At 68.0% G+C, this 23,386-nt stretch carries 21 protein-coding genes; 7 read left to right on the top strand and 14 right to left on the bottom strand.

Going from position 1 to position 23,386, the window contains the following annotated elements:
* Window position 1 precedes the first annotated feature (1 nt).
* Window positions 2-1,048 carry an NAD-dependent epimerase/dehydratase family protein gene (locus C560_RS0104555; RefSeq protein ID WP_026537298.1) on the bottom strand — a complete coding sequence of 349 codons (1,047 nt, stop codon included), beginning with the start codon at window positions 1,046-1,048 and terminating at the stop codon, window positions 2-4.
* A gap of 60 nt (window positions 1,049-1,108) precedes the next feature.
* Here C560_RS0104555 and C560_RS0104550 point away from each other — a divergent pair, with 60 nt between their 5' ends.
* On the top strand, window positions 1,109-1,552 hold the full coding sequence (locus C560_RS0104550) for a GNAT family N-acetyltransferase (RefSeq protein WP_043422493.1): 444 nt from the start codon (window positions 1,109-1,111) through the stop codon (window positions 1,550-1,552).
* A gap of 42 nt (window positions 1,553-1,594) precedes the next feature.
* Here C560_RS0104550 and C560_RS0104545 read toward each other — a convergent pair whose 3' ends face one another.
* Window positions 1,595-2,092, bottom strand: coding sequence for a GNAT family N-acetyltransferase (locus tag C560_RS0104545; protein ID WP_026537296.1), 498 nt, complete (start codon window positions 2,090-2,092; stop codon window positions 1,595-1,597).
* 87 nt (window positions 2,093-2,179) lie between these two features.
* Complete coding sequence (locus tag C560_RS0104540; protein WP_442853142.1) at window positions 2,180-3,253, bottom strand: DNA polymerase IV; 1,074 nt, start codon at window positions 3,251-3,253, stop codon at window positions 2,180-2,182.
* Between the two features lie 354 nt (window positions 3,254-3,607).
* Between C560_RS0104540 and C560_RS0104535 the strand changes: the two genes are divergently transcribed.
* Window positions 3,608-4,534, top strand: a complete 927-nt coding sequence (locus C560_RS0104535; protein ID WP_026537294.1) for a GerMN domain-containing protein — start codon at window positions 3,608-3,610, stop codon at window positions 4,532-4,534.
* Window positions 4,535-4,586: 52 nt separating this feature from the next.
* Here C560_RS0104535 and C560_RS0104530 read toward each other — a convergent pair whose 3' ends face one another.
* The 3 genes from C560_RS0104530 to hrcA form a co-directional block, all read right to left on the bottom strand.
* The gene (locus C560_RS0104530; RefSeq protein ID WP_026537293.1) at window positions 4,587-5,375 is read right to left on the bottom strand and encodes a 16S rRNA (uracil(1498)-N(3))-methyltransferase; all 789 of its coding nucleotides are present in this window, start codon (window positions 5,373-5,375) and stop codon (window positions 4,587-4,589) included.
* A gap of 2 nt (window positions 5,376-5,377) precedes the next feature.
* Window positions 5,378-6,508, bottom strand: a complete 1,131-nt coding sequence (dnaJ, locus tag C560_RS0104525; protein WP_018773105.1) for a molecular chaperone DnaJ — start codon at window positions 6,506-6,508, stop codon at window positions 5,378-5,380.
* A gap of 77 nt (window positions 6,509-6,585) precedes the next feature.
* Window positions 6,586-7,599 carry a heat-inducible transcriptional repressor HrcA gene (gene hrcA / locus C560_RS0104520; RefSeq protein ID WP_018773106.1) on the bottom strand — a complete coding sequence of 338 codons (1,014 nt, stop codon included), beginning with the start codon at window positions 7,597-7,599 and terminating at the stop codon, window positions 6,586-6,588.
* Between the two features lie 316 nt (window positions 7,600-7,915).
* On the opposite strand from hrcA, the gene C560_RS0104515 reads away from it, so the two are divergent.
* Together C560_RS0104515 and C560_RS0104510 are read left to right on the top strand one after the other, a co-directional pair.
* Window positions 7,916-8,767 carry a DUF3097 domain-containing protein gene (locus C560_RS0104515; RefSeq protein ID WP_026537292.1) on the top strand — a complete coding sequence of 284 codons (852 nt, stop codon included), beginning with the start codon at window positions 7,916-7,918 and terminating at the stop codon, window positions 8,765-8,767.
* Between the two features lie 143 nt (window positions 8,768-8,910).
* The gene (locus tag C560_RS0104510) at window positions 8,911-9,330 is read left to right on the top strand and encodes a DUF4870 domain-containing protein (protein WP_026537291.1); all 420 of its coding nucleotides are present in this window, start codon (window positions 8,911-8,913) and stop codon (window positions 9,328-9,330) included.
* A gap of 130 nt (window positions 9,331-9,460) precedes the next feature.
* Here the strand turns inward: C560_RS0104510 and hemW are convergent, their stop codons facing one another.
* Window positions 9,461-10,699, bottom strand: coding sequence for a radical SAM family heme chaperone HemW (hemW, locus tag C560_RS0104505; protein ID WP_026537290.1), 1,239 nt, complete (start codon window positions 10,697-10,699; stop codon window positions 9,461-9,463).
* Between the two features lie 45 nt (window positions 10,700-10,744).
* Complete coding sequence (gene lepA, locus C560_RS0104500) at window positions 10,745-12,598, bottom strand: translation elongation factor 4 (RefSeq protein WP_026266375.1); 1,854 nt, start codon at window positions 12,596-12,598, stop codon at window positions 10,745-10,747.
* A gap of 359 nt (window positions 12,599-12,957) precedes the next feature.
* Between lepA and C560_RS0104495 the strand changes: the two genes are divergently transcribed.
* Both C560_RS0104495 and rpsT read left to right on the top strand, forming a co-directional pair.
* Window positions 12,958-13,575 carry a type II toxin-antitoxin system PemK/MazF family toxin gene (locus tag C560_RS0104495; protein ID WP_026537289.1) on the top strand — a complete coding sequence of 206 codons (618 nt, stop codon included), beginning with the start codon at window positions 12,958-12,960 and terminating at the stop codon, window positions 13,573-13,575.
* Window positions 13,576-13,778: 203 nt separating this feature from the next.
* Window positions 13,779-14,039: a 30S ribosomal protein S20 gene (rpsT, locus tag C560_RS0104490; protein ID WP_018773112.1), complete on the top strand. Its 261-nt coding sequence runs from the start codon at window positions 13,779-13,781 to the stop codon at window positions 14,037-14,039.
* 179 nt (window positions 14,040-14,218) lie between these two features.
* Here rpsT and holA read toward each other — a convergent pair whose 3' ends face one another.
* The 3 genes from holA to C560_RS0104475 form a co-directional block, all read right to left on the bottom strand.
* Window positions 14,219-15,235 (bottom strand): DNA polymerase III subunit delta, encoded by a 1,017-nt coding sequence (holA, locus tag C560_RS0104485; protein ID WP_026537288.1) that lies wholly within the window; start codon window positions 15,233-15,235, stop codon window positions 14,219-14,221.
* Window positions 15,169-17,133 carry a ComEC/Rec2 family competence protein gene (locus tag C560_RS0104480; protein WP_231494264.1) on the bottom strand — a complete coding sequence of 655 codons (1,965 nt, stop codon included), beginning with the start codon at window positions 17,131-17,133 and terminating at the stop codon, window positions 15,169-15,171. Before C560_RS0104480 ends, holA begins: the two co-directional genes overlap by 67 nt.
* Window positions 17,134-17,236: 103 nt before the next feature.
* A complete protein-coding gene (locus C560_RS0104475; protein ID WP_231494263.1) occupies window positions 17,237-17,902 on the bottom strand; it encodes a helix-hairpin-helix domain-containing protein in 666 nt (221 codons plus the stop codon).
* An 896-nt stretch (window positions 17,903-18,798) separates the two neighbouring features.
* On the opposite strand from C560_RS0104475, the gene C560_RS0104465 reads away from it, so the two are divergent.
* A complete protein-coding gene (locus C560_RS0104465; protein ID WP_026537285.1) occupies window positions 18,799-19,368 on the top strand; it encodes a hypothetical protein in 570 nt (189 codons plus the stop codon).
* Here the strand turns inward: C560_RS0104465 and C560_RS0104460 are convergent.
* From C560_RS0104460 to leuS, 3 genes are all read right to left on the bottom strand, one after another.
* Window positions 19,352-19,537, bottom strand: a complete 186-nt coding sequence (locus tag C560_RS0104460) for a hypothetical protein (protein WP_018773116.1) — start codon at window positions 19,535-19,537, stop codon at window positions 19,352-19,354. The genes C560_RS0104465 and C560_RS0104460 overlap by 17 nt on opposite strands.
* 104 nt (window positions 19,538-19,641) lie before the next feature.
* Window positions 19,642-20,718 carry a DegV family protein gene (locus tag C560_RS0104455; RefSeq protein ID WP_026537284.1) on the bottom strand — a complete coding sequence of 359 codons (1,077 nt, stop codon included), beginning with the start codon at window positions 20,716-20,718 and terminating at the stop codon, window positions 19,642-19,644.
* 136 nt (window positions 20,719-20,854) lie between these two features.
* A complete protein-coding gene (gene leuS / locus C560_RS0104450; protein ID WP_026537283.1) occupies window positions 20,855-23,386 on the bottom strand; it encodes a leucine--tRNA ligase in 2,532 nt (843 codons plus the stop codon).

The raw sequence follows: 23,386 nt of genomic DNA, 5'->3' as shown, positions 1-23,386 counted from the left end.
ATCACAGGGGACGTTGGCGTGTCCGCAGGGCAGAACCGGCGGTGAACTGCTCTTCACGGCTGTAGTCGAGATAGTGCCCGAGGGACGGATCATCGGTTCCCGGCATGGCTCCGGCCGCTGCCGCCTTCACCAGCCAGTCCACCTGATGCGGAATGGTCTGGGCGTATGTCCCAACCGGCTCATAGGCCAGGTCGAGGGAGGCCTTGGTGCTGAGTACCAGCGGGGGCCGGAAATCCCACGGGTGGTCGCCGAGGCCCGCGGGTGCGCTGTCATCCAAGAGCACCTCTTCCCAGTGGTGGCCCAGGTGGCGGGCGATTGCTGCGGCGATCTGCCGGGCATTCGGCGCATCTGGATCGGCGCTGTTGAGGATCCGTGCCGCGGGCACGGCGGCCACCCGCTCCACGAGGGCCGCCGTGTTCACCGCTGCCGTCGTGTGGTCCGCGCCCTGCCCCGCATGGGCCAGGAATACGGCCGGGCGCCGGTCGAGCACCCGTTTGACGAACATCCATTCCCGGGGCAGGGCCGCGCCCTCACCATGTACCTTGGAGGCCCGCATCACTGTCACCGGATGGCCGCTGTCCAGGAGGGTGTGCTCTGCGGCCACCTTGTTCGCGCCATAGCCTTCCCGGGAACGGTATTCCCCGGCTCCCGGCCGCATGGTCGGATTGCCCTCGAGGATGGGCGCCTCAAAGCGGGGCGGTATATCGGAATTGACGTGGTTGCCGGCGGCGTCGACGTACACGGCCTTGCTGGAGAGCATGACGGCGGAGGTCACCGCGGCCAGGTGCGGCAGAAGTTGCCGGGCGTCGGCCTCCGTGTAACACGCCGCGTCCACGAGGAGATCGGCACCACCGGCCATCACCCCGGCCAGGGCGGCGTCGTCACGACGTTCGGCGGCGATAAATCGGGCACCGGCGGCAGCCAGGTCAGCCGGCATCTTGGTCCGGTCCCGGCCCGTCATGTCCACGGCCCAGCCGGCACGGATCAGCCGCCACGCAATTGCGCGGCCGAGAACGCCAGTGCCTCCAAGGATCACAGCCCGTTTCATGGGTCCGACTCTAACGGACGGGTGCTTTGGGCGGACGCACCGCCAAAGTAGGGTACTTCCATGTTCATCATTCGCGAAGGGCGCCCAGACGATGTGCCCGGCCTTGCGGTGCTAAGGGCCACGTGGGCGGCGGAACAGGACCCCGCACTCATGGACGATCCAGCCTTCGACGCCACCTTTAGAGAGTGGATGACTGCCAGTCCCCGAAAGTTCTTCGTGGCCGACTACGGTGGCGAACTAGTCGGGATGCTCAACCTGATGATTTTCGAGCGGATGCCCAAACCGGGGACGGAATCGTCCCGGTGGGTCTATCTGGGCAACGCCTACGTCCTTCCGGAGTTTCGGAACGCCGGAGTCGGCGGCCAACTGGTGGATGCCTCGATCCGGTTCGCGCAAAGCATCAATGCCGTACGGATGGTGCTTTCCCCCTCCGACGAATCACGCGACTTTTACGCACGGCTTGGTTTCGAGCCGGCCGCGGAACTGAACATTCTCAGGTTCTGACGCCTCGGATCCGCCAGGCCGATGCGGCGTGGATGTGCCCGGCTAAATGTCGGAGCGGACCATCCTTATCTCCGGTAGTTCCTCCCAGTCGGGTGAAAGCAATTTTCGTGTCCCATCGGGCTGAAAACCGTTCTTGGCATAGAAGGCCTGAGCACGGGGGTTGGCCTCAAGCACCCACAGGTAGGCGGGTAAATCGCCGAGGGCGGCCCTCAGCAGGGCTTCCCCGAGCCCAGTGCCATGGGTGCGCCCCAGCGTGTAGATGGAGTAAAGCTCAAGTTCTCCGGGCAAGTCATCGTCACGTCCCCTGCCTGCGTCGGCAAATCCGACGATTTCATTGCCCTTGTCCAGGGCGATGATTCGAGGCTCGGCGCTGTCCAGATAAGGCCGGCGTTTTTCCACACGCTCCGGGATGCTGGCACGGCGCGCATCGAAGAACGCCGCGGACAGAAGGTGCCCGTAGCATTCCTCATGGGCCCGGGTGTGCATCCGGACTACGGCATCAGCGTCCCCACCCGCGGCCTGGCGGATCTGGTATTCCATCCTCCCAGCCTAGCTTTGACTTGAGGGGTTCCCAGAGTCATCTTCAGCCTGCCCGCAGAACGCTGCGGCGCTAAGGCAGCGACGCCGTCACCAACCGCCGCGCGTCGGCGTATGTCCCGTTCGGGCATCGTCGGGCATTGCCATTTCGGCCCGCAGGCCCAGGAGCCGGATCGGACGGCCCGCTTCGATTCCGGCTGCGAGGTCCAAGGCCCGCGCGAGGATTTCGTCCCGGTCGAATGTCTCGGGAATCTTCCTCGCGTGGGTCTTGGTGACGAACGGCGCGTAGCGAACCTTCAGGGTCAGCCCAACCACGGGCCGTCCTTCGGCCACAACATCCTCCAGGACACGCGCCGTCAGCTCCCTCACGGCGCCGTCCACCTGGGCGGGCTCGGTCAGGTCGCGCTGGAAGGTGGTCTCCCGGCTGTGCCCGCGGGCAACCCACGGGGTGGCGTCCACAACGCTGGCGCCGTCCCCGCGTCCGAGCTCCGCGTACCAGGGTCCCATCCTGGGGCCGAACTCCGGCACCAGGTCTTGGGGGTCGGACGCGGCGAGCTCGGCGACTGTGTTGATGCCGAGTTTTGCCAGCCGGCCCGACACCTTGGTTCCGACACCCCACAGGTCCTTGGTGGGCCGACTGCCCATGACAGCGAGCCAGTTCCCGGCAGTGAGACGGGAGACGCCGGCCGGCTTGCCGAAACCGGTGGCGACCTTGGCTCGGACCAGGGTGTCGCCGATGCCCACACTGCAATGCAGCTGCGTACGCTCCAGGACAGCGGCCTGCACCTGCCGGGCGTAGGCTTCCGGATTCTCTGTCTTGATGCCCACAAAGGCTTCGTCCCACCCCAACACCTGCACGGTGGCGCCGGGCTGCGCGCGCAGGGTGGCCATGACCGTTTCAGACGCCGCCAGGTAAGCCTCCTGATCGACGGGCAGGATCACGGCGTCGGGCACTTTCCGGGCCGCAATGCGTAAGGGCATGCCGGAACCCACGCCGAACGCCCTGGCTTCGTAGGATGCGGTCGACACCACGGCGCGTTCCGTAGGATCGCCCCGGCCGCCGACAATGATCGGCTTGCCAGCAAGCTCCGGCCGCCGGAGTACTTCGACAGCCGCGATGAACTGGTCGAGATCGACGTGCAGCACCCACGGGATTCCGCTCACGCCACCAGTCTGCCCTAAACGACCCCGGCAGGGATCGCTGGCTCAGCAACGAGGGGCGCCATCGGCGTCCGCGCCTGGAACCACCAGCGGGCCACTTTAGGTATCAACTTTGTATCGGCCTCATATCGTTCCCGTTGCAGTTCCGGCGCCGGGGCCCAAACCCGGCTGCCGCGCCGTGCCCGTGTGCCATGCTGGAATCCGGCTCCCCCGGGATCGCCGGGCCGGTCTCCGGCCGGTGAGGGACGGGCGGCCGCCAGCGGTCGACGACGGCTACAAACGGATCATCACCGCGGAACGCGGGGCGTAAGACGAAGGGACAGCGGCATCAGCAAGCGTGGAGTTCAGCAGCCATCGGTGGGGCGCATCCGCCGCGCCGCGCTGGCGTTGGCGCTGCCTGCCGCCCTCGTCCTGTCCGGCTGCGTGGCGACGCCGCAAAGCGGCATCACGAATTCCAGCAGCCCGTCGGAACTCATTCCCGTCCCGGCGTCGGGCGTGCCCACCACGAGCGCTCCGCTCGAGACAGCCCAGACGTCGAACAAGGCTCCCGTGTATTGGATCGGCCGGGGCAATGACAACGCGTTTCTGTACCGCGAGTTCCGCGACGTACCGGACCAGGACAATCCCGTCACCCGCGCCCTGCGGGTCATGATGTCGCAGAAGCCGCTGGATCCGGATTTTTTCACGCCCTGGCAGAATCCGAAGAAGCTGGCGACGTCGATTTCCGGCAAGAACGTCATCACCGTGGATGTCTCCGCTGATGCCTTCAACAGCAACGTGGATGCGGCCATGGCCGAGCGCGCCATCCAGCAGCTCGTCTACACGGCGACAGCTGCCGCGGCCAGCGCCGGCCTCATCGATGCCGGACAGCAGGTCCAGGTGGTTGTGCTGGTGGACGGTCACACGGACTACGTCGCCTTCAACCATGTCCGTCTGGGCGAACCGACGTCCCGCAGCGCCGGGATGGTGGCCCCTGTGTGGATCATTGATCCGCAGGAGGGCACGTCCGTGGGCGACGGTTCGGTCAAGATCCGTGGCCGCAGCACCGTCCAGGGCGGGAAGCTCCGCTGGGCGATCCTCAAGGTTGACGGCGACAGCGACAACGCCAAGACCGCGTATCTCAACGGCAGCGCCACGGCCTCGGCCGATGCAACCCAGTCCGGGCTGTTCACCTTGTCCGTGAACCTCGGCCCGGGCAATTACGAGGTCCGGGTGTCGCAGGTGGACGCATCCGACAGCGCCAAGGAAGTATTCCAGGACACCCGCGGGTTCACGGTCAAATAACCGTCACCGTCAAATAGCCGTCCCTGTCACCGGTGACGGCGGCTGCCGCAGGTCACCAGCGGCCGAGGATGTCGCTGGCCAGCACGGTGGCGGCGGGCCCGGCCGTGGACGAGCGCAGCACATGGTGCCCCAAAAGGGCCGTGACCGCGCCGGCGTCGCAGAGCCGGGTCACCTCCCGCGGGCTGATGCCGCCTTCCGGACCCACGATCAGCAGGACCTCACGGGATCCGGCATCGCCTGCCATGACCTCGCCGGGCTGCGCGGATTCCAACCAGGATTCGAGCACTTGCCGCAGCGGGCGCACGGCGTCTTCATGCAGGATGACGGCGAGGTCTGCCGCCGCCACGGCCGCCTGCAGCCCGGCACCGTCGACGGCGGCCCGGACCTCGGGAATCCATGCCCGGCGCGCCTGTTTGGCGGCGGCCGTCACCACCGACTGCCATTTGGCATGCGCCTTCGCGGCCCGCTCAGCCTTCCACCGCACGATGGACCGCTCGGCCTGCCAGGGAATGACGGCGTCGATGCCCAACTCAGTCGCGGTCTCGGCCGCGAGTTCGTCGCGATCGCCCTTGGCGAGGGCCTGGACCAGGACCAGCCGGGTTCCGGGCCGCGGTTCCTCGGCAAGGTCCACGCATTCGACGGTCAGCTCCCCGGGAGCGACGGCGGTCACGGTGCCGGTCAGGCGTTTGCCGGCGCCGTCCGCGATGTCGACGGTTTCCCCGACGGCGATCCGCTTGACGGTGACGGCGTGGCGTGCCTCGCCGCCCTCAAGGACGAAGGCCGAGCCGGGGACCTGCTGGTCCAGGGTGCCTGGGGCGGTGAAGAAGACCGGGTTACTCACCGCTACAGGTTACCGAGCCGGTCCCGCAGTTTGGCGAAGACGCCGCCGCTGGCCGCAAGCTTTCCTTCCGTGAGGTGCTCGCCGCGGTGCTTGGCCAACTGGCGGAGCAGTTCCTCCTGAACGTGATCGAGCTTGACCGGCGTTTCCACCTGCAGGTGCACCTTCAGGTCGCCGCGGCCGTGGCCGCGCAGGTGCGTGACGCCCAGGCCGCGCAGGGTGATGATCTCGCCCGACTGGGTGCCGGCCTTGACGTCGATCTCCTGCTGACCGTCGAAGGTGTCGAGGGAAATTTCGGTGCCAAGCGCGGCAGCGGTCATGGGAATGTTGAGGCTCGCGTGGAGGTCATCGCCCTCGCGCACGTAGGTGGGGTCGTTGTTGACCCGGATCTCCACGTACAGGTCCCCGGCGGGGCCGCCGGCAGGGCCCGCTTCGCCCTGGCCGGACAGCTGGATGCGGGTACCGGTGGCGACGCCGGCCGGGACCTTGACGGTCAGGGAACGGCGGCTGCGGATCCGGCCCTGGCCGCTGCATTCGTTGCAGGGGTCCTTGATGACGGTGCCGAAGCCCTCGCAGGATCCGCAGGGGGCGGACGTCATGACCTGACCCAGGATCGACCGTACGGCGCGCTGGACCTGACCGCTGCCGCCACAGATGTCGCAGCGGACCGGGTGGGTGCCCTCGCGGCAGCAGGACCCCTCGCACGTGGGGCAGATGACGGCCGTGTCGACCTCGAGCTTCTTGTTCACGCCGAACACGGCGTCGCGGAGGTCGATGCGGACGCTGATCAGGGCGTCCTGGCCGCGGCGGACCCGGGACGCCGGGCCGCCCTGGCCGCCGCCGGCGCCGAAGAAGGTCTCGAAGATGTCCTGGAAGGCGAAGCCCTGGCCCGAGTAGCTGCCGCCGCCGAAGCCGTTGTCGGTGCCGTTCTCGTTGCCGGTGGTGTCGTAGACCCGGCGCTTCTGCGGATCAGAGAGGACCTCGTAGGCGTGGGTGACGGCCTTGAACCTGTCCGAGGCGTCCTCCCCGGGGTTCACGTCCGGGTGCAGGGTGCGGGCCAGTTTCCGGTAGGCCTTCTTGATCTCCTCCCCCGATGCGTCGCGGGAGACTCCAAGAACGTCGTAGTGGCTGCTCAAAGTGTGTATCTCTTCCTTTTCGTACTGCCTGTGGGGCACTGCCTGTGGGCAAGAAGTCGTGTTCGGTCCCGGGCCTGTCAGGGCCCCAGGATCCTCGAAAGGTAGCGGGCCACCGCGCGGACGGCGGCCATGGTGGTGGGATAGTCCATCCGGGTGGGGCCGAGCACGCCGACCTTGGCCGTGGCGTCCGGCCCGTAAGCGGTGGCCACAACGGAGGCCTCGGCCAGACCGTCGTAAGGGTTTTCCCGGCCGATGCTGACCGTGACTCCCCGCGGGTCTTCGGCCATTTCGCTGAGCAGGCGGAGCATGACCACCTGCTCCTCGAGGGCCTCCAGCACGGGGCCGATGCTGAGCGGGAAGTCCACGTTGGAGCGGGCAAGGTTGGCGGTGCCGGCCATGACCATGCGCTCTTCGCGGCTGCTCGTGGCCAGGGCCTCCAGGCCGCGGGCCAGCGCCTGGGCCGCTCCGCGCCGCGCGGGCGGGCCACCGGCAACGACGGCGGGCAGCAGCTGCGGCATCAGGCTCAGCGGGGTTCCGGAGAGGCTGGCCAGAAAGCTGGTACGCAGTTCGGCCAACGCGTCGTCGGGAAGGTCCTGCCCGACGTCGATCACGCGCTGCTCCACCTTTCCGGTGTCCGCGATCAGTACCGCCAGCACTTTCCGGGGCGCCAGCAGCACGAACTCGATGTGCCGCACCCGGGCGCGGCTGAGCAACGGATACTGCACGACGGCGACCTGGTTGGTCAGGTGCGAGAGGAGCCTCACGGTCCGGTCAAGGATGTCGTCGAGGTCGTCGGATCCTTCCAGCAGCGCCTGGATGGCCCGGCGCTCGGCCGGGGACAACGGCTTCACCGCTGAGATCTGGTCGACGAAAAGCCGGTAGCCCTTGTCAGTGGGGATCCGGCCGGCGCTCGTGTGCGGTGCCGTGATCAGGCCCTCGTCTTCCAGCGCCGCCATGTCGTTTCGGATCGTGGCGCTGGAGACGCCGAGATGGTGCCGCTCCACGAGCGCTTTGGAACCCACGGGCTCACGCGAATGAACGTAGTCCTCCACGATGGCGCGCAGCACTTCGAGTTTGCGCGGTTCGCTCACGCTCCACCTCCAATCGACTGTCCCGCAGTCGGTGCCGTCCGCCGTGTCCGTCCGGGTCCACAAGTGCTGCACGGACGGTCCGCAACAGGACAAGGGTTAGCACTCGACATGCCTAAGTGCTAACCAGTCTAATATGAGTCGCCGCGTTGTTAGCATTGGATTCGCTCCAGGCGTGGCCCGCGGGAACGCGATTCCCGTCACGCCGGTGCCGAGACCGTGGCAGCCGCTGCCGTTGCCGCGCCGTCGCGGTCCGGTTCCGGCCCCGGAGAGTTCCACCGACCGCCGTACATTCCGAGTGCAAAGTTAGCGTGTAGAGATGTCGTACCAGAACTGGGGACCCCAGGACCTGTCCGCCCCCGCCAAGACCCAGTTGCCGGAAGTCCCGGTGGAACGCGGGATGGTCCTCGAGGAGGTCCAGTCCGGCTGGGTGGGGGCCGTGACCCGGGTGGAGAAGTCCGGCGGCATGCACGTGGTGGCGTTGGAGGACCGGCGGGGCAAGTCGCGGTCCTTCCGCCTCGGCTTTGGCTTCCTCCTGGAGGGCCAGCCCATCCGCCTGATGCCGCCGGCCCCGAAGAAAGCGGCACCGGCCGCCGGTGCCGGCCGCACGGCGTCGGGCTCGGTGCGGGTGGCGGGGCAGCGCGCCCAAGTGGCCAAGGCCAGCCGTATCTGGGTGGAAGGAAAGCACGACGCCGAACTGGTGGAGAAGGTGTGGGGCGATGACCTCCGGGTGGAGGGCATCGTCGTCGAACCCCTGCACGGCATTGACGACCTCGCAGCCGCCGTGGCGGAGTTCGGCCCGGGCCCGGGGCGGCGCCTCGGCGTACTCGTGGACCACCTGGTGCCCGACTCCAAGGAGTCGCGGATCGCCGATGCCGTCATGGCCTCACCGGGCGCCGCCGGCAACGTCCTCATCGTGGGGCACCCCTACGTGGACGTGTGGCAGGCCATCCGGCCCGCGGTCCTGGGGATCGAGCAGTGGCCCGTGATCCCCCGCGGCATGGACTGGAAGACCGGCATCCTGATGGCTTTCGGCTGGCCCCACTCCACAAAGGAGGACATCGGCCTGGGCTGGCAGAAACTCCTGGGTGCTGTCCGCAGCTACGCTGATCTGGAGGCGTCGCTGCTCGGCCGCGTGGAAGAGGTCATTGACTTCCTCACCGTGCCCTAGTCCGCCGCGGCGGCCGCCCCTGATCTCCATTTCCGGGTGCGAGCAAGTATTCTTGAAACGGCGGCCGCGCTTCCAGTGCGGTCCCGGCTAGTTCAGGCACAACCCAGGCAGCAACGCATCACCGCAATCCGAAGGGCTACACCGTGGCAGATAACGCACGCGAACACACGGGCAATCAGGCTGGCCATGGCCAGCCCCCGTACCATGGGGTTCCGGCAAACGCGCTGCCGCTGACGGCCAGCGAGGACCGGCAGTGGGCCACGCTCGCCCACTTCGGCGGCATCCTGGGCTGCGTGCCGTCGCTGCTGATCTACCTCATCTTCAAGGACCGCGGCCCGTTCACGGCGCAGGAATCCAAGGAAGCCCTCAATTTCACGCTGCCGCCGACCCTCGCCGCAGTGCTGGCCAATCTGCTGGTCTTCATCCCGGTGGTGGGCAACCTCTTCGCCGTGCTCGCCACGGTGATCTGGATTGCTGTGACGTGCTTCTCGGTCGCGGCAGGCATCCACGTCAACCGCGGCCAGCCGCACCGTTACGAGTTCAACCTGCGCTGGATCAAATAGCCGGCCGGACCAAACTAGAGAGAGCCGGCCGCTGCCCGTATGGGGCAGCGGCCGGCTCTTTTTTGTGCCGCCGGCCGTGTGCGGCCGCTACTGCAGGCAGCCAAGCTGTGGACGCGTTGCGGCCGGCAGACTAGTCCGGCAGGATCCTGCGGACGACGGCGTCGGCCAGCAGCCGGCCTTTGAGCGTGAGGATGAGCCGGCCCTTGAACGCGGCCGCGGGGTCCACGAGGCCGTCAGCGATCAGCCCCGCGACGGCGTGCCTGCCGGTGTCCCCCAGGCCGCCGAGGCTCGGGATATCGAGTCCGGAGTTCAGCCGGGCCTCGAGCATGACGCGTTCCACGTTGCGGGTTTCGCTGTCCAGCGTTTCACGTCCGGCGGCCGGTGAGACGCCGGCGCCGAGGCGGTTGGCGTAGGCGGTGGGGTGCTTGACGTTCCACCAGCGGACGCCGCCGACGTGCGAGTGCGCCCCGGGCCCGATGCCCCACCAGTCGTCCCCGCGCCAGTAGGCGAGGTTGTGCCGGCAGGCCTGTTCGGGGGTGCGGGACCAGTTACTGACCTCGTACCAGGCGAGCCCGGCGGCGGAAATCAGCTCGTCGGCGAGTTCGTATTTGGCGGCGTGGTCGTCGTCGTCAATTTCCGGGACTTCGCCACGGCGGATCTGCGCGGCAAGCTTGGTGCCGTCTTCAACGATCAAGGCATAGGCGCTGATGTGGTCGGGGGCGTAGGAGAGCGCGGTCTCGAGCGAGTAGCGCCAGTCTTCCAGCGACTCCCCCGGCGTCCCGTAAATGAGGTCGAGGCTGACGGCGAGCCCGGCATCGCGCGCCCACTGCACCACCTCTGGCACCCGGCTCGGCGTGTGGGTGCGGTCCAGGACCTTCAGGACATGCGGCACGGCCGACTGCATGCCGAACGAGACCCGGGTGAACCCGGCGTCGGCGAGCAGCTGCAGGGATGCGGGCGTGACCGAATCGGGGTTCGCCTCGGTGGTTACCTCGGCGCCGGGCTGCAGGCCCCAGGCGCCGATCGCGGCTGTGAGGATGCGCGCCAGGTCCTGCGCCGGCAGCAGCGTGGGGGTGCCGCCGCCGAAGAAGACCGTGCTGAGCGGACGGTCAGGCAGGCCGCTGCCCCTCAGGGCCGCGGCGGCGAACTCCACTTCCGCGATCGCGGTGGCGGCGTAGGCGTCCTGGGAGGCCCCGCCGCCCAGCTCGGTGGCGGTGTAGGTGTTGAAGTCGCAGTACCCGCAGCGGACCGCGCAGAACGGGATGTGCACATACAACCCGAAAGCGCGCTGACCGGCGCCCTCGCGCGCCTGGGCGGGCAGGAGCCCGTCCGGCGGCGCCGGGTCGCCGAGGGGAAGGACGCTAGGCACGGGCCTGGCCTGCCGATACTGCAGCAACAGTCATTACCTGCACCGTTACTTCTTGGCCTTGTCCTTGGACTCGTCCGTTGTCAGCGCGGCGATGAAGGCCTCCTGCGGCACCTCGACGCGTCCCACCATCTTCATGCGCTTCTTGCCTTCCTTCTGCTTTTCCAGCAGCTTGCGCTTTCGGGTGATGTCACCGCCGTAGCACTTGGCCAGGACATCCTTGCGGATGGCGCGGATGCTTTCGCGGGCGATGATCCGGGAGCCGATGGCGGCCTGGATGGGCACCTCGAACTGCTGGCGCGGAATGAGTTCGCGCAGCTTGCCGGTCATCATCACGCCGTAGGCGTAGGCCTTGTCACGGTGGGTGATGGCGGAGAACGCATCAACCTGCTCGCCCTGGAGCATGATGTCCACCTTGACCAGGTCGGCCACCTGCTCGCCGTCGGCCTTCCAGTCCAGTGACCCGTAGCCGCGGGTCTTGGACTTGAGGATGTCGAAGAAATCGAAGACGATTTCGGCCAGCGGCAGGCGGTAACGGATTTCCACCCGGTCCTCGGAGAGGTAGTCCATGCCGCCCATGACGCCGCGCCGGCTCTGGCACAGCTCCATGATGGCGCCGACAAACTCGTTCGGCGCAAGGATGGTGGCGGACACCATCGGCTCGCGGACTTCCGCGATCTTGCCGGTGGGGTATTCGCTGGGGTTAGTGACGTGGACGACCTTCTTGTCCTCCAGCGTCACCTCGTATTCCACGTTGGGTGCGGTGGAAATCAGGTCCAGGTTGTATTCGCGTTCGAGCCGCTCGCGGGTGATTTCCAGGTGCAGCAGGCCCAGGAAACCCACCCGGAAGCCGAATCCCAGCGCGGCCGACGTTTCCGGCTCATACACAAGCGCGGCGTCGTTGAGCATCAGCTTCTCCAGCGCATCGCGGAGCACCGGATAGTCCGTGCCATCGAGCGGATACAGGCCGGAGAAGACCATTGGCTTGGCGTCCGCATAGCCGGGGAGGGACTCGGTGGCCGGCTTGGCGAGGTTGGTGACGGTGTCGCCCACCTTGGACAGGCGGACGTCCTTCACCCCGGTGATGAGGTAGCCCACCTCGCCGACGCCAAGGCCCTTGGAGGGGGTGGGTTCCGGGGAGCTCACACCGATCTCAAGGAGCTCGTGCGTGGCACGGGTGGACATCATCTGGATGCGTTCACGCGGGTGCAGCATGCCGTCGACCACGCGGACGTAGGTGACCACACCGCGGTAGGTGTCGTAGACCGAGTCGAAGATCATGGCCCGGGCGGGGGCGTTCGGGTCGCCCACCGGGGCCGGCAGGTCGCGGACGATCTTGTCCAGCAGGACCTCTACGCCCATGCCGGTCTTGCCGGAGACGCGGAGCACGTCGTCGGGGTCGCCGCCGATCAGGTTGGCGAGTTCCGCCGCGTACTTCTCCGGCTGTGCTGCCGGGAGGTCGATCTTGTTCAGGACCGGGATGATCGTGAGGTTGTTTTCCATCGCCAGGTAGAGGTTGGCGAGGGTCTGGGCCTCGATGCCCTGGGCCGCGTCCACCAGCAGGATCGCACCTTCGCAGGCCGCGAGCGAGCGGGAGACCTCGTACGTGAAGTCGACGTGCCCGGGGGTGTCGATCATGTTCAGCGCGTAGCTGGTGCCGTCGAGTTCCCAGGGCATGCGGACGGCCTGGGATTTGATGGTGATGCCGCGTTCGCGCTCAATATCCATGCGGTCCAGGTACTGGGCCTTCATGTCACGGGACTGGACAACACCAGTGAACTGGAGCATCCGGTCGGCCAGTGTGGATTTGCCGTGGTCAATGTGCGCAATGATGCAGAAGTTCCGGATGATGGCCGGATCTGTTGCGGCGGGCACCGGGGCGGTGCGGGCCATGGGAGACACGCAGGGTCCTTACTGTTGGCATTACTGTTGGCTTTTCCACGGCTCGGTGCGGATGCTCGTATGCCATCCTGCGACGTGGCGCATTTCTGTCCCTATAGTCTCCCACGTCCGGGCCAGTGGCAGTGCATCCCTGTGTTGCGTTGCGCACTCTGCCAGCTCCGGTGGACTCTCGGCGGGATTCCGCCCGCGGATCTGGCCTCGATTCCGCTGCAGTTCCGGGGGCAGCATCCGCCTGCCGCCTGCCGCGCACCGCCCCTCTCGCCCTCCCTTACCCTGCCCCTTTCTCTGCCCTTCCCCTGCCCCTTTCCCTGCCCCTTTCTATGCCCTTCCCTGCGGGAGGTTGCCGGTATGGTTTCCCCATGGCTTGGAACTTACGATCGATCAGCGGCGCCGTCCGCGATGCCCTGCGCTTCCTGGACAAACTCGGCGGCTCCGCACCGGGGACCACCCGCGGGCCGGCGGCGAAACCCGCCGGAAAACCTGTCGGAAAGCCTGCGGCGAAGCGGCGGCCCGGCCAGGCACGTCCCGGCACCCCGACCCGCGCCACGGGCGGCACCCCGGCCGCCGGACTGTCCGGGACATATCCCGGCGACTTCCGGGGGCGGGCCGCCGTCCGCTACGCCCCCGCACCCAACGGCCTGCCCGAGCCCGGAGAAATCGTCTGGACCTGGGTGCCCTACGAGGAGGACTATTCCCAGGGCAAAGACCGTCCGGTGCTGCTGGTGGGCACCAGTGGCCGGTATTTGCTGGGACTGATGCTGACGAGCAAGGACCACGACGGCGACTCCCGCCGGTCGGATGACTACGTGGACATCGGCACGGGACCCTGGGACCGCCAGGGCCGGCCCAGCGAAGCGAAGCTGGACCGGGTTCTGCAGATCAATTCCAAGGACATCCGGCGCGAAGGGGCGATCCTGGACGCCGGCCGCTTCAACCTCGTCGCGGCCGCGCTGCGGGAGAGTCGCGGCTGGAGCTGACCCGGCGGACACCCTGTGCGGCGGCGGATCGCCACCCGCACTCGTGCCTGCACGTTGATCTCTGCTATTATTTACAGCTGTGTGTCCGTGCAGGTCGACGGCCACAGATGGTTGGTCGCCATAGGTATCCCCACGCCGCTCAGTCAATGGCCAATCTGAAAGCCCTCTAGACCATTTTCCGCATTGAAAAAGAGAGTTCACACGTGGCTAATATCAAGTCCCAGAAGAAGCGCATCCTGACCAACGAAAAGGCTCGCCTGCGCAACAACGCAGTCAAGTCCGAGCTGAAGACGGCCATCCGCGCCGTCAACACCGCCGTTGAGTCCACCGACAAGGATGCTGCGGCTGTTGCACTGCTTTCTGCCAGCCGCAAGCTGGACAAGGCCGTCAGCAAGGGTGTTCTCCACAAGAACAACGCTGCAAACCGCAAGTCGGCCATCTCCAAGAAGGTCAACGCGCTCTAAGGTTTCCAGTTCACTTGAACTGATGATTGTGGCCGGCACCCCTTGGGTGCCGGCCACATCCTTTTAAGCCGTACCGTCATGAACCAACTTCGCGCCAATTCGGGTACGACGCCAACTGGCGGCGCCGGGTCCGGGTCTGCGGGGCCGACCCGCCTGGCCGATACGTTCGAACGCGGGTGTCAGGAACTTCGGGCTGAAGTGGCAATCACCGTCACCGCATGTTCCACGGCATAAACGGGATCCCGGGAGAGGCCCTTGACCTGGGCGTCGGCCTCGGCGGTGACCTGGATGGAGCGGACCAGCCCCTCGGGCGTCCAGCGCCGGACTTCCCGCTGGGCCTGTTCGACGAGCCAGGGCTGCATTCCCAGTTGCTTGGCGATCTGCGAGGACGATCCCTGCGCACCGGCCACCTTCGCCAGGGAGCGCAACTTCGACGCCAGGGCAGCCACGATCGGAACGGGGTCCGCACCGGTAGCCAGGGCATGGCGAAGTGTGGAGAGGGCCAGGGGGCCGTTGCCGGCCATCGCGGCGTCTGCGACCTTGAAAGCTGTTGCCTCGACCCGGCCGCCATAGTACTTGTCCACCATTGCCGAGTCCACGCCGGTGGTGGCGTCAGCGATCAGCTGGCCGCAGGCGGCGGCGAGTTCCGCAAGTTGCGCGCCGACGGCGTTGACGAGGGCGTGCACGGCGTCGGGCTCGATACGACGGGAGGCCGCCCGGAACTCGGCCGTGACGAAGGCGATTTTCTCGGCGTCCTTCTTGAGCGGTTGGCAGTCGACTACGGGCCAGCCCGCGGCCTTGATGGCGTCCAGCAGCTTCTTGCCGCGCACTCCCCCGCCGTGGCGGAGCACCAGGAAGGCGTCCGGTTCCGGCTGGGCCACATATTTCAGGGCATCGGCGAGGAACACATCGTTCATCGCCTCGAGCCCGTCGACCTCGATAAGCTTTTGTTCGCCGAACAGTGAAGGGCTGACGTTCATTGCCAGGGACCCGGCCGTGTAGCTGCCGGCATTGAGCCGCGTAATTTCGACGTCGGGCGCCGCCGCGCGGACTTGCCCGCGGATACGGTCCATGGCTCGGGCACCCAGGTAGTCTTCCGGACCGCCCACCAGGACGACGGCAGCAGGTGTCACGTCGCGCCAGGTGGCGGTGTTCGACGCCGAGGTCCTGGGCCGTTGGGTCTGGGCAGCAGCCACTCGTGATTCCTCCCGGAAGTTGGTTTGCGGACTCTAAGCGTCCCACGCCCGGACCGGTGGTCCAAGCCGCGGCTAAAGGTCTGCCGGGCGGCCGACCGTGCCGCCGCCTGCGACCGTCCGTCGAGGACGGCCACCACCCGCGCGTGCGCCGCCAGGACACCCCGAACAACCGCGGCCGGGTGCAGGGCGAGCCACGCCGCCGCCAGCACAGTCGCGGAAAAGAGTCCCATGGTGGCTACGCCGAAGGCCCCTTCCGGCCAAGGCAAGACGGCGCCCGGGAGGGCCGCGAAAAGCCGTGCGACCCCCGCCACCGCGCCTGCGAAGACAGCAGCTGGGGCCATGAGGAGACCCGCTGCGGCGGGGACAGCGGGCAGGAGCGCCGCGCCGGCCGTGCCGAGGAGTGTTACTGGCGCCACGAGCGCTGCAGCGGCCATATTCGCGGGCAGGGCGTAGGCGCCGAACTGCGGCTGCAACAGTACGATCGCCGGGGCGCAGAAGAGCTGGGCGGAGAGGGGGACGGCGACGCCGGCTGCCGCCCAGCGCGGCACCGAGGGTGGCAGCCAGTCCATGATGCGGCGTCCGGTGACAACGATTCCCAGCGTGGCCAGGACCGAGAGCAGGAACCCGAAACTGGTCGCCAGGACCGGCTGCGCCACCAGCAGGCCGATGACGGCCACGCAGAGCAGGCTGAGTCCGCGCCCTGCCCGGCCAAAGGCCACGGACGCGAGGCCGATGCTGCCCATGAGCGAGGCTCTCAGCACGCTGGGATCGGGTCCCACCATGAGGACGAACAGCGCGAGCCCCGCGAGACTGGCCCCAGCGGCTGCCGTGCGCGGAAGCCGGAGGGTGCGGGCGGTGAGCAGCAGCGTCCCCAGGATCAGGCTGCAGTTTGCCCCGCTGACGGCTGTCAGGTGCGTCATCCCGACGGTCTTCATGGCGGCTTCCAACTCGGCGTCCAGGGCGCTGGTGTCGCCGGTGACCATGCCGGGCAGCAGCCCGCCGGCGTCGCCCCCGAACCTTGCCGCCGCGGCGGTGAAGGCGCGGCGCAGCTCCCCGGGGCCCTGCTGCCAGGGCCCGGGTCCGCGCAACAGGGTCGGCGCGGACGTCGCTGCCAGGAGTCCCGCCTCCGGCTGTCCTGGCGCGGCCGGCCGGAGCTTGCCTGTGGCGCGCAGGTGCTGGCCCGGAACGGCGTCTCCCCACGAGGCCCCGCCCATGACGACGAGTCGGGCGTCCCCGGCGACCCTGTGGCCGCCGAAGGTCATCGCGGTCAGCTTCACGGGAACTGCCCAGCGGTCGGCCAGGCCACCGGCCCCGGGAATCCTGAGCCGCCGCGGGGCGCCTGCAATTTCCAGTTCCGCGACGACGGCCGCCCCGGCGGCCACGGCTTCGGCGATTGCGCCGTCATGCCGCTGGGAGGCCTCGACGGCGGCGTGCGCGGCCGCCGCGAGGGAGAGCAACAGCGCCACTGCCACCGTGGCACGTAAGCTGCGCGGAGCCGCCCGCCCGGCACTGGGGCCGAGCCCGGCGCCGCCGCGCCCAATCCTGGCGCGCCGCTTCCTCGCCGGCCGGATCCCAGAACGGCCGAGGTTGACGCGGCCGGGCAAGAAGAGCATGATTCCGGCCGCCGCCGCCAGGGCAGTGCAGAGGCCGGCCAGTCCAGCAGGGGGCAACCAATTCCCGGCACCGGCGGTACCCCAGACGAGGAGTGCCGGGAACACCAGCCGCAGGTCCGTCCGCCGTCTCCGTGCGATCTGGCACTGACGAGAGGCGGTGTCACGCGCGGGTTCGAGGGCTTCGCGGATCCGGCCGGCGGCCACCGGATCATCGTTCCCCTTGCGCGCCGGGGAACGGACGGCCGCGTCGGCGTAGCGCCGCCAGCGGCTCGGTGGGACCCTCACAGAACCCAGCCGGCTGGTCCGATTCACGCCGGGCTGTGCACTGCCGGGGTTTGCACTGCCGGGCTGTGCAGTGTCAGGCGGTGCGATGTCAGGCTGTGCCACGTCAAATACCCACCAACGGGAGCAGGGCCTCGAGCAACTTCGGACCGATCCCGTCAACGGCGTCGAGCTCCTGCACGGTCTTGAACCGCCCGTGCTGCCGGCGCCAGTCCACGATCCGCTGCGCCAGCACCGGCCCGACGCGCGGGAGAGTCCCGAGTTCCTCGAGGCCGGCGGTGTTGAGGTTGACCTTCCCACCACCGCTGACTGGCCCTGTGCCGCCCGCACCGGAACCGGGCGCAGATGAGCCACCCGCGGGCGCACCCGGCTCATCGGGTTCGCCGCGGATCGGCACCAGGACTTTCTGCCCATCCTCCAGGACGGCTGCCAGGTTGAGCCGGTCAGGGTCCCCGAGGCCAGTGGGTCCGCCGGCGGCCGCAATCGCCTCGTGCAGACGGCTTCCCGCCGGCAGTTGAACCACCCCCGGGCTGGCCACGGCACCGGCGACATGGACCTCGATGCTTTCCGGATCCCCGGAGCCACCGTCTCCCGGAGGCGCGGCTGTCTCGCCAGTTGCCGGACCGGATGCTTCCTCGCCAGCGGGGACGGAGTCGCTGAGAGCCACCACCTGGGCACCGCCGGTGCCGGCCTGCCACCAGAAGCAGCCGCCCAGCAGCACGGCGAGGACGCCCAGCAGCGCCGCAGCCTGCACCCCGGTCCTGGCCCGCAATCGCAAAGTCAGCGGCTGCCTCCCTGCACGGCGGTACCCGCGGGTTGCATCCGCATGGTGTGAAGGGTCGCCCCCAACGCGCCGTCCAGCAGCGCGGACGGCATCAGCGGCCCGGGTCGGAACAGGGGTGTCTGGTGCCGACGCCTGCACCTCCAACAGCCCCATGGAGTTGCCTGGTTCCTGGCCGGGATCCGGGAATTTGCCCGGATACGCGGCGTCCCCCGCATCCCGGGCATCCCCGTGCGTCGCCGCCAGGCGTTCACGGGCAGCCCTAACTCCCGTGTCGGATCCAGCTCCCGGGTTGCGGCGTGACATGGAAACGACTCTAGGCAGCCCTCACGCCCGCTGATACCGGGGACCGGGCGTATGTGGAAATACCTGAGTAATACGCGTAGATCCGCGGCATCAGGCAAGTATTCCCTACGCTGGTGCCCGCCCGGACCCGGTGGTAACGTCTGCATCCAATCGAGAAGACTTTGCCGGCTGGGGGCAACCCTGATCGCCTGGATGTGAACATCAGGCGGCGAAAGCTGGTGTGCAATGAAGTGGTTGTTTGGGCCCGCGGCGGTTCTGGCGCTTGGCGGTGCCATGCTGCCGGCCCCGCCCGTTGTGGCAGACACAACGCAAGCCACCTCAACCCAGGTCGTGAAGTTTTCTCTGGAAAGCAGCTTCTGCCCTCAGCACGGTCTTTACGGCATAGCGCATGTTTCGGTCGACGGCACCGCGGGAATGAATGCCGACCAGAATTTTATCTGGACGACCCAAACAGCCGCCACATCCATCCATGCCGTTCCGCCGCAGGGCGCCGTCGCCAATGTCACGATTGTCTACCACTGCAACGTCCAGGTGCTCTGGTGGCTGGAGCCCGGCAGCGCCCACAGGGTGAAAGCGGCCCTTTGGGTCAACGGCTCAGGCGAGCAGCCCAGCTACACGATCGGGCCGAATCAGCCAGCCCCCGGGCCGACGCCTCCAACAACGCCCCCGCCAACGACTCCGCCTGCATCGACGGCGCCGACGACCCTGCCATCAACCGCCCCGCCGACGTCAGTGTCAACAACCGCGCCCACGCCTTTGCCAACGACCCTGACGACGATCCCGGCACCCCTCGCGCCGACCCCGCCGCCGGCGGCCATACCGACCACCGAGCCAACGTCCGAGCCAGTCACCGCGCCGACGACCCCGGCAACGCCCGCCCCGCCACCGTCCGAGCCAACCATCCCGCCAACGCCAGCGCCGACGGTCGCGCCAACCGTCCCGCCAGCGTCCGAGCCAACCATCCCGCCAACGTCCGAGCCAGCCACCCCACCAACCTCCGAGCCATCGTCGGAGCCAACGACCGTGCCAGCGACACCGCCAACGGCATCGTCCACACCTGCGTCGACGGAATCGCCGACGCCCGGACGGACATCGCCCGTGCCTACCCCCTGAAACGCAGCTACAGCCCGGGGCTCACTTCTGATAGGTGATGTACGCCTCGTACTGCACCCGCCACTTGTCCGCGGCCTTGGGATCCGGCACCGTGGTGGTGAGGAACTGAACGCTGGTCACTTGGCCCTTGAGGTATTTCAGCCACTTGGTCACCTCTTCGGCGACGTCGCGGTCGAATTGGGCTACGTGGTGCACCTGCATTGCCATGGCGGCCTCCGGATTCGCATGTTCGGTGGAGTGACTTTACCTCCGCCGCCCGTTCACGGCCAGAGGCCAGCGCCCGCGCAGATGGAGCGGATGGACCCGCCGGACTAGTTCCCGGCTTCCGTCGCCTCGGCCGCCGCCCCGCCAGGGCCCGCTTCCCCGCCCGCCGGGGCAGCGACGTCCCCGGCGAAGGCATCGGGCTTCGCTGCGGTTGGGGTGCTGCCCTCCCCCACGATCACCGCCAGCACACCGAGCCCCGCATGGGCCGCCAGGACGGCCGGGAGTGCGCTGATCTGGGCCGGCGGGCATTCCGGCAATGCCACGGCCAGGCGCCGGGCAAGGTCTTCGGCCTCGGCCTGGTTGCCGAAGTGGTGCACCGCCAGCCGTGCCTGCCCGGCAGGGCGGGCGGAGGCGTCGGCGGCCACGATTTCTTCGAGCCGTGCGATGGCCTTCCCCGCTGACCGGACCTTTTCCAACGGGATAATCCGGCCATCGTCTACCGCCAGGATGGGTTTGATCGAGAACATGGTCCCCCAGAGCGAGGCCGCCGCCCCGATCCGGCCGCCCCGGCGCAACTGTTCCAGGCTCGGCACATAGAAGTACACTTTGGTGCGGTCCAGCCTGTCCTGCGCGAAGGCCAACACCTCGGCCGCGCTCCTGCCGTCGGCGGCCGCGACCACCGCGCCCTGCACGCCCATCCCCTGCGCCATTCCAACCGTCCGGGAGTCGAGAACCTCTACCGGGATGCCGACCCGTTGGGCTGCCAGGCGGGCGGCGTCGGCAGTCCCGGAAAGCCCTGCGGAGATGTGAATGGAGACCACGGACTGGAAGCCACGCTCGCTGGCCTCCCGGTAGGCGTGTTCAAACTGCCCCGGTGACGGACGCGAGGTCTTGACGGGCTTGCCGCTGGCCAGGGCCACGGCGATGGTCTCCGCAATGTCGTCCTCACCTTCGCCGTAGATTTCGGCGCCGACCATAACGGGCATGGGGACTACAGTGAGCCGACCGTCAGCAGCGAGAGCCCGGATCCAGTCGGCGGGCAGCGCGGCGGCGGAGTCCGTGACCACCGCAACCTGCACGACGGCGGCCGGAGCCGCTTCGGGGATGCTTCCCCGGGAACCCTGCCGCAGGCGAACAAGCCGCTCGCGCAGCCATGGCCAGCCTGACGGCTCGCGGTCTGGCACGAAGGACCTCCTGCGGTGGGGGGACGCATGGACTTTTTGCCGGCGAGGGCAATCGTGCCCGTCCCATTGCCTGCACTGGTTGCCTGTACTGGCCGCCGGGGTCAACCGGCGGCCAGTGTCAGGCTAGTACGCCCGGCTAGGCCGGGACGATGTTGACCAGTTTAGGCGCCCGCACGATCACCGTGCGAAGGGCACGGCCGTCGAGGGCGCGCTGGACATTTTCTGATGCCAGCGCCAGTTCGCGCAGGTCTTCCTCGGAGATGTCCGGGGAAACCTCCAGCCGGTCCCGCACCTTGCCCTGCACCTGGACGACGGCGGTGACCGTGTCCTCCACGAGCAGCGCTTCGTCGTGGGTGGGCCAGCCGGCGTTGGCGACCGATGCCGGGTGCCCCAGGACGTTCCACAGGTCCTCGGCGGTATAGGGCGCAAACAGGCTCAGGATGACGGCTACTGCTTCCACGGCTTCGCGGACTGCGGGGTCTGCGCCGCCGGCACCGCCGACTGCGTCAATAGTCTTGCGGGTGGCGTTGACCAGTTCCATCAGCTTTGCCACAACCACGTTGAACTTGTTGTGCTCCAGCAGTGCCTGCGCATCGGCGATCGTGCGGTGGGTGACGGTACGCAGGGCACGGTCACCGGTGGCGACGTCGACGCCGGGTGCGCTTGTTACGTCCTGGCCGAGGCGCCAGGCCCGGGCCAGGAACTTCGCGGAGCCCGACGGCGATACGTCCGCCCAATCGACGTCGTCCTCCGGCGGGGAGGCGAAGATCATGGTCAGGCGGACAGCGTCGACGCCGAACTTGTCCAGCTGTTCGCCGAGGTCGACGCCGTTGCCCAGGGACTTGCTCATGGCCTTGCCGCCGTTGAGGACCTGCCCCTGGTTCAGCAGCGCGCTGAACGGCTCGTCCGCCTCGATCATGCCGAGGTCATGGATGACCTTGGTGAAGAACCGCGCATAGAGCAGGTGCAGGATGGCGTGCTCCACGCCTCCCACGTACTGGCCCACAGGCATCCAGTCGTTGATCTTCTCCGGATCGAACGGACCGCCGGTGTACTGCGGGGAGACGAAGCGCAGGAAGTACCAGGAGGAATCCACGAAGGTGTCCATGGTGTCCGTGTCCCGCTTGGCCGGGCCGTGGCAGTTAGGGCACTCGACATTGACCCAGCTTTCGACCGCGGCGAGCGGCGACGTGCCCTTCGGGGACAGGTCTTCGCCGCGCAGGTCCGCCGGCAGGGTCACGGGCAGCTGATCGTCCGGGACCGGGACCTCGCCGCAGGCCGGGCAATGGATGATGGGGATCGGGGTGCCCCAGAACCGCTGCCGGCTGAGCAGCCAGTCACGCAGCCGGAAGTTCACGAACTTCTCGCCGGTGCCCAACTCGCGCAGGATTTCGATGGCCGCCGGGATGGCCTCGGCCTTCGGCAGCCCGTCGAGCCCGCCGGAGTTAATCAGGGTTCCCTCGCCGGTGGTGGCGATGCCCGTGGCAGCGGGGTCTTCCTCGCCGGTGTCCAGGACTGCCCGGACGGGCAGGTCAAAGGTCTTGGCGAAGTCGAGGTCGCGCTGGTCATGGGCTGGTACGGCCATGATGGCGCCTGTGCCGTAGTCGGCCAGGACATAGTCGGCGGCCCAGACGGGCAGCTTTTCGCCGTTGAGCGGGTTGGTCGCGTAGCGCCCGGTGAAGACGCCCGTCTTTTCGCGCTCGGTGGACTGGCGCTCGATCTCGGAGAGCGCCTTGACCTGTTCGCGGTAGGCGTCCAGGGCAGCGGCGTGCTCGTCGGTGACCAGTTCGACGGCGAGCGGCGCGTCGGCGGCGACGACGAAGAACGTGGCGCCGTAGAGAGTGTCCGGACGCGTCGTGAACACGGTGACATCCTTGGCGGCTTTGCCGCCGTCGGCCTCGATCACGAAGTTGACGTGGGCGCCCTCGGAACGGCCGATCCAGTTTTTCTGCATCGCGAGGACGCGTTCGGGCCAGTGCCCGCGCAGTTCGTCCATGTCATCGAGCAGGCGGTCGGCGTAGTCGGTGATCTTGAAATACCACTGGTTCAGGGACTTCTTGGTCACAGGAGTGCCACACCGCTCGCAGGACCCGTTGACCACCTGTTCGTTGGCCAGCACGGTCTGGTCCTTGGGGCACCAGTTGACCGGCGAATTCTTTCGGTAGGCCAGTCCACGCTCGTAGAACCGCGTGAACAGCCACTGGGTCCAGCGGTAGTACTCCGGGTCGGAAGTGTGCAGCCGGCGGGACCAGTCCGCAGAGATTGCGTAGCGCTTGAACGACGCGGCCTGGGTGTCAATGTTGGCGTACGTCCACTCGCTGGGGTGCGCGTTGCGTTTGATCGCTGCATTCTCCGCGGGCAGGCCAAAGGAGTCCCAGCCGATCGGGTGCAGCACGTCGTAGCCCTGCTGGCGCAGGTAGCGCGCCACGACGTCGCCCATCGCGAACGCCTCGGCGTGGCCCATATGAAGGTCACCGGACGGATACGGGAACATGTCCAGCACGTAGCGGCGTTCCTTAGAGCCGTCATCAAGCGGCGTGAAGACCTTCAGGTCTTCCCAGACCTGCGGCCATTTGGCTTCCATTGCCGCGAAGCTGTAGGCACCTTCCTCGGGCCCCTCCGCCGCGGCTGCTGGCGATCCGGTCTGTGTTTCCGGCTGAACGCTCAC

It is taken from the genome of Arthrobacter sp. 9MFCol3.1, from assembly GCF_000620385.1.
GTDB lineage: Bacteria > Actinomycetota > Actinomycetes > Actinomycetales > Micrococcaceae > Arthrobacter.
Note: the sequence above shows the minus strand (reverse complement) of the source record. Positions and strands in the feature narration are given on the sequence as shown.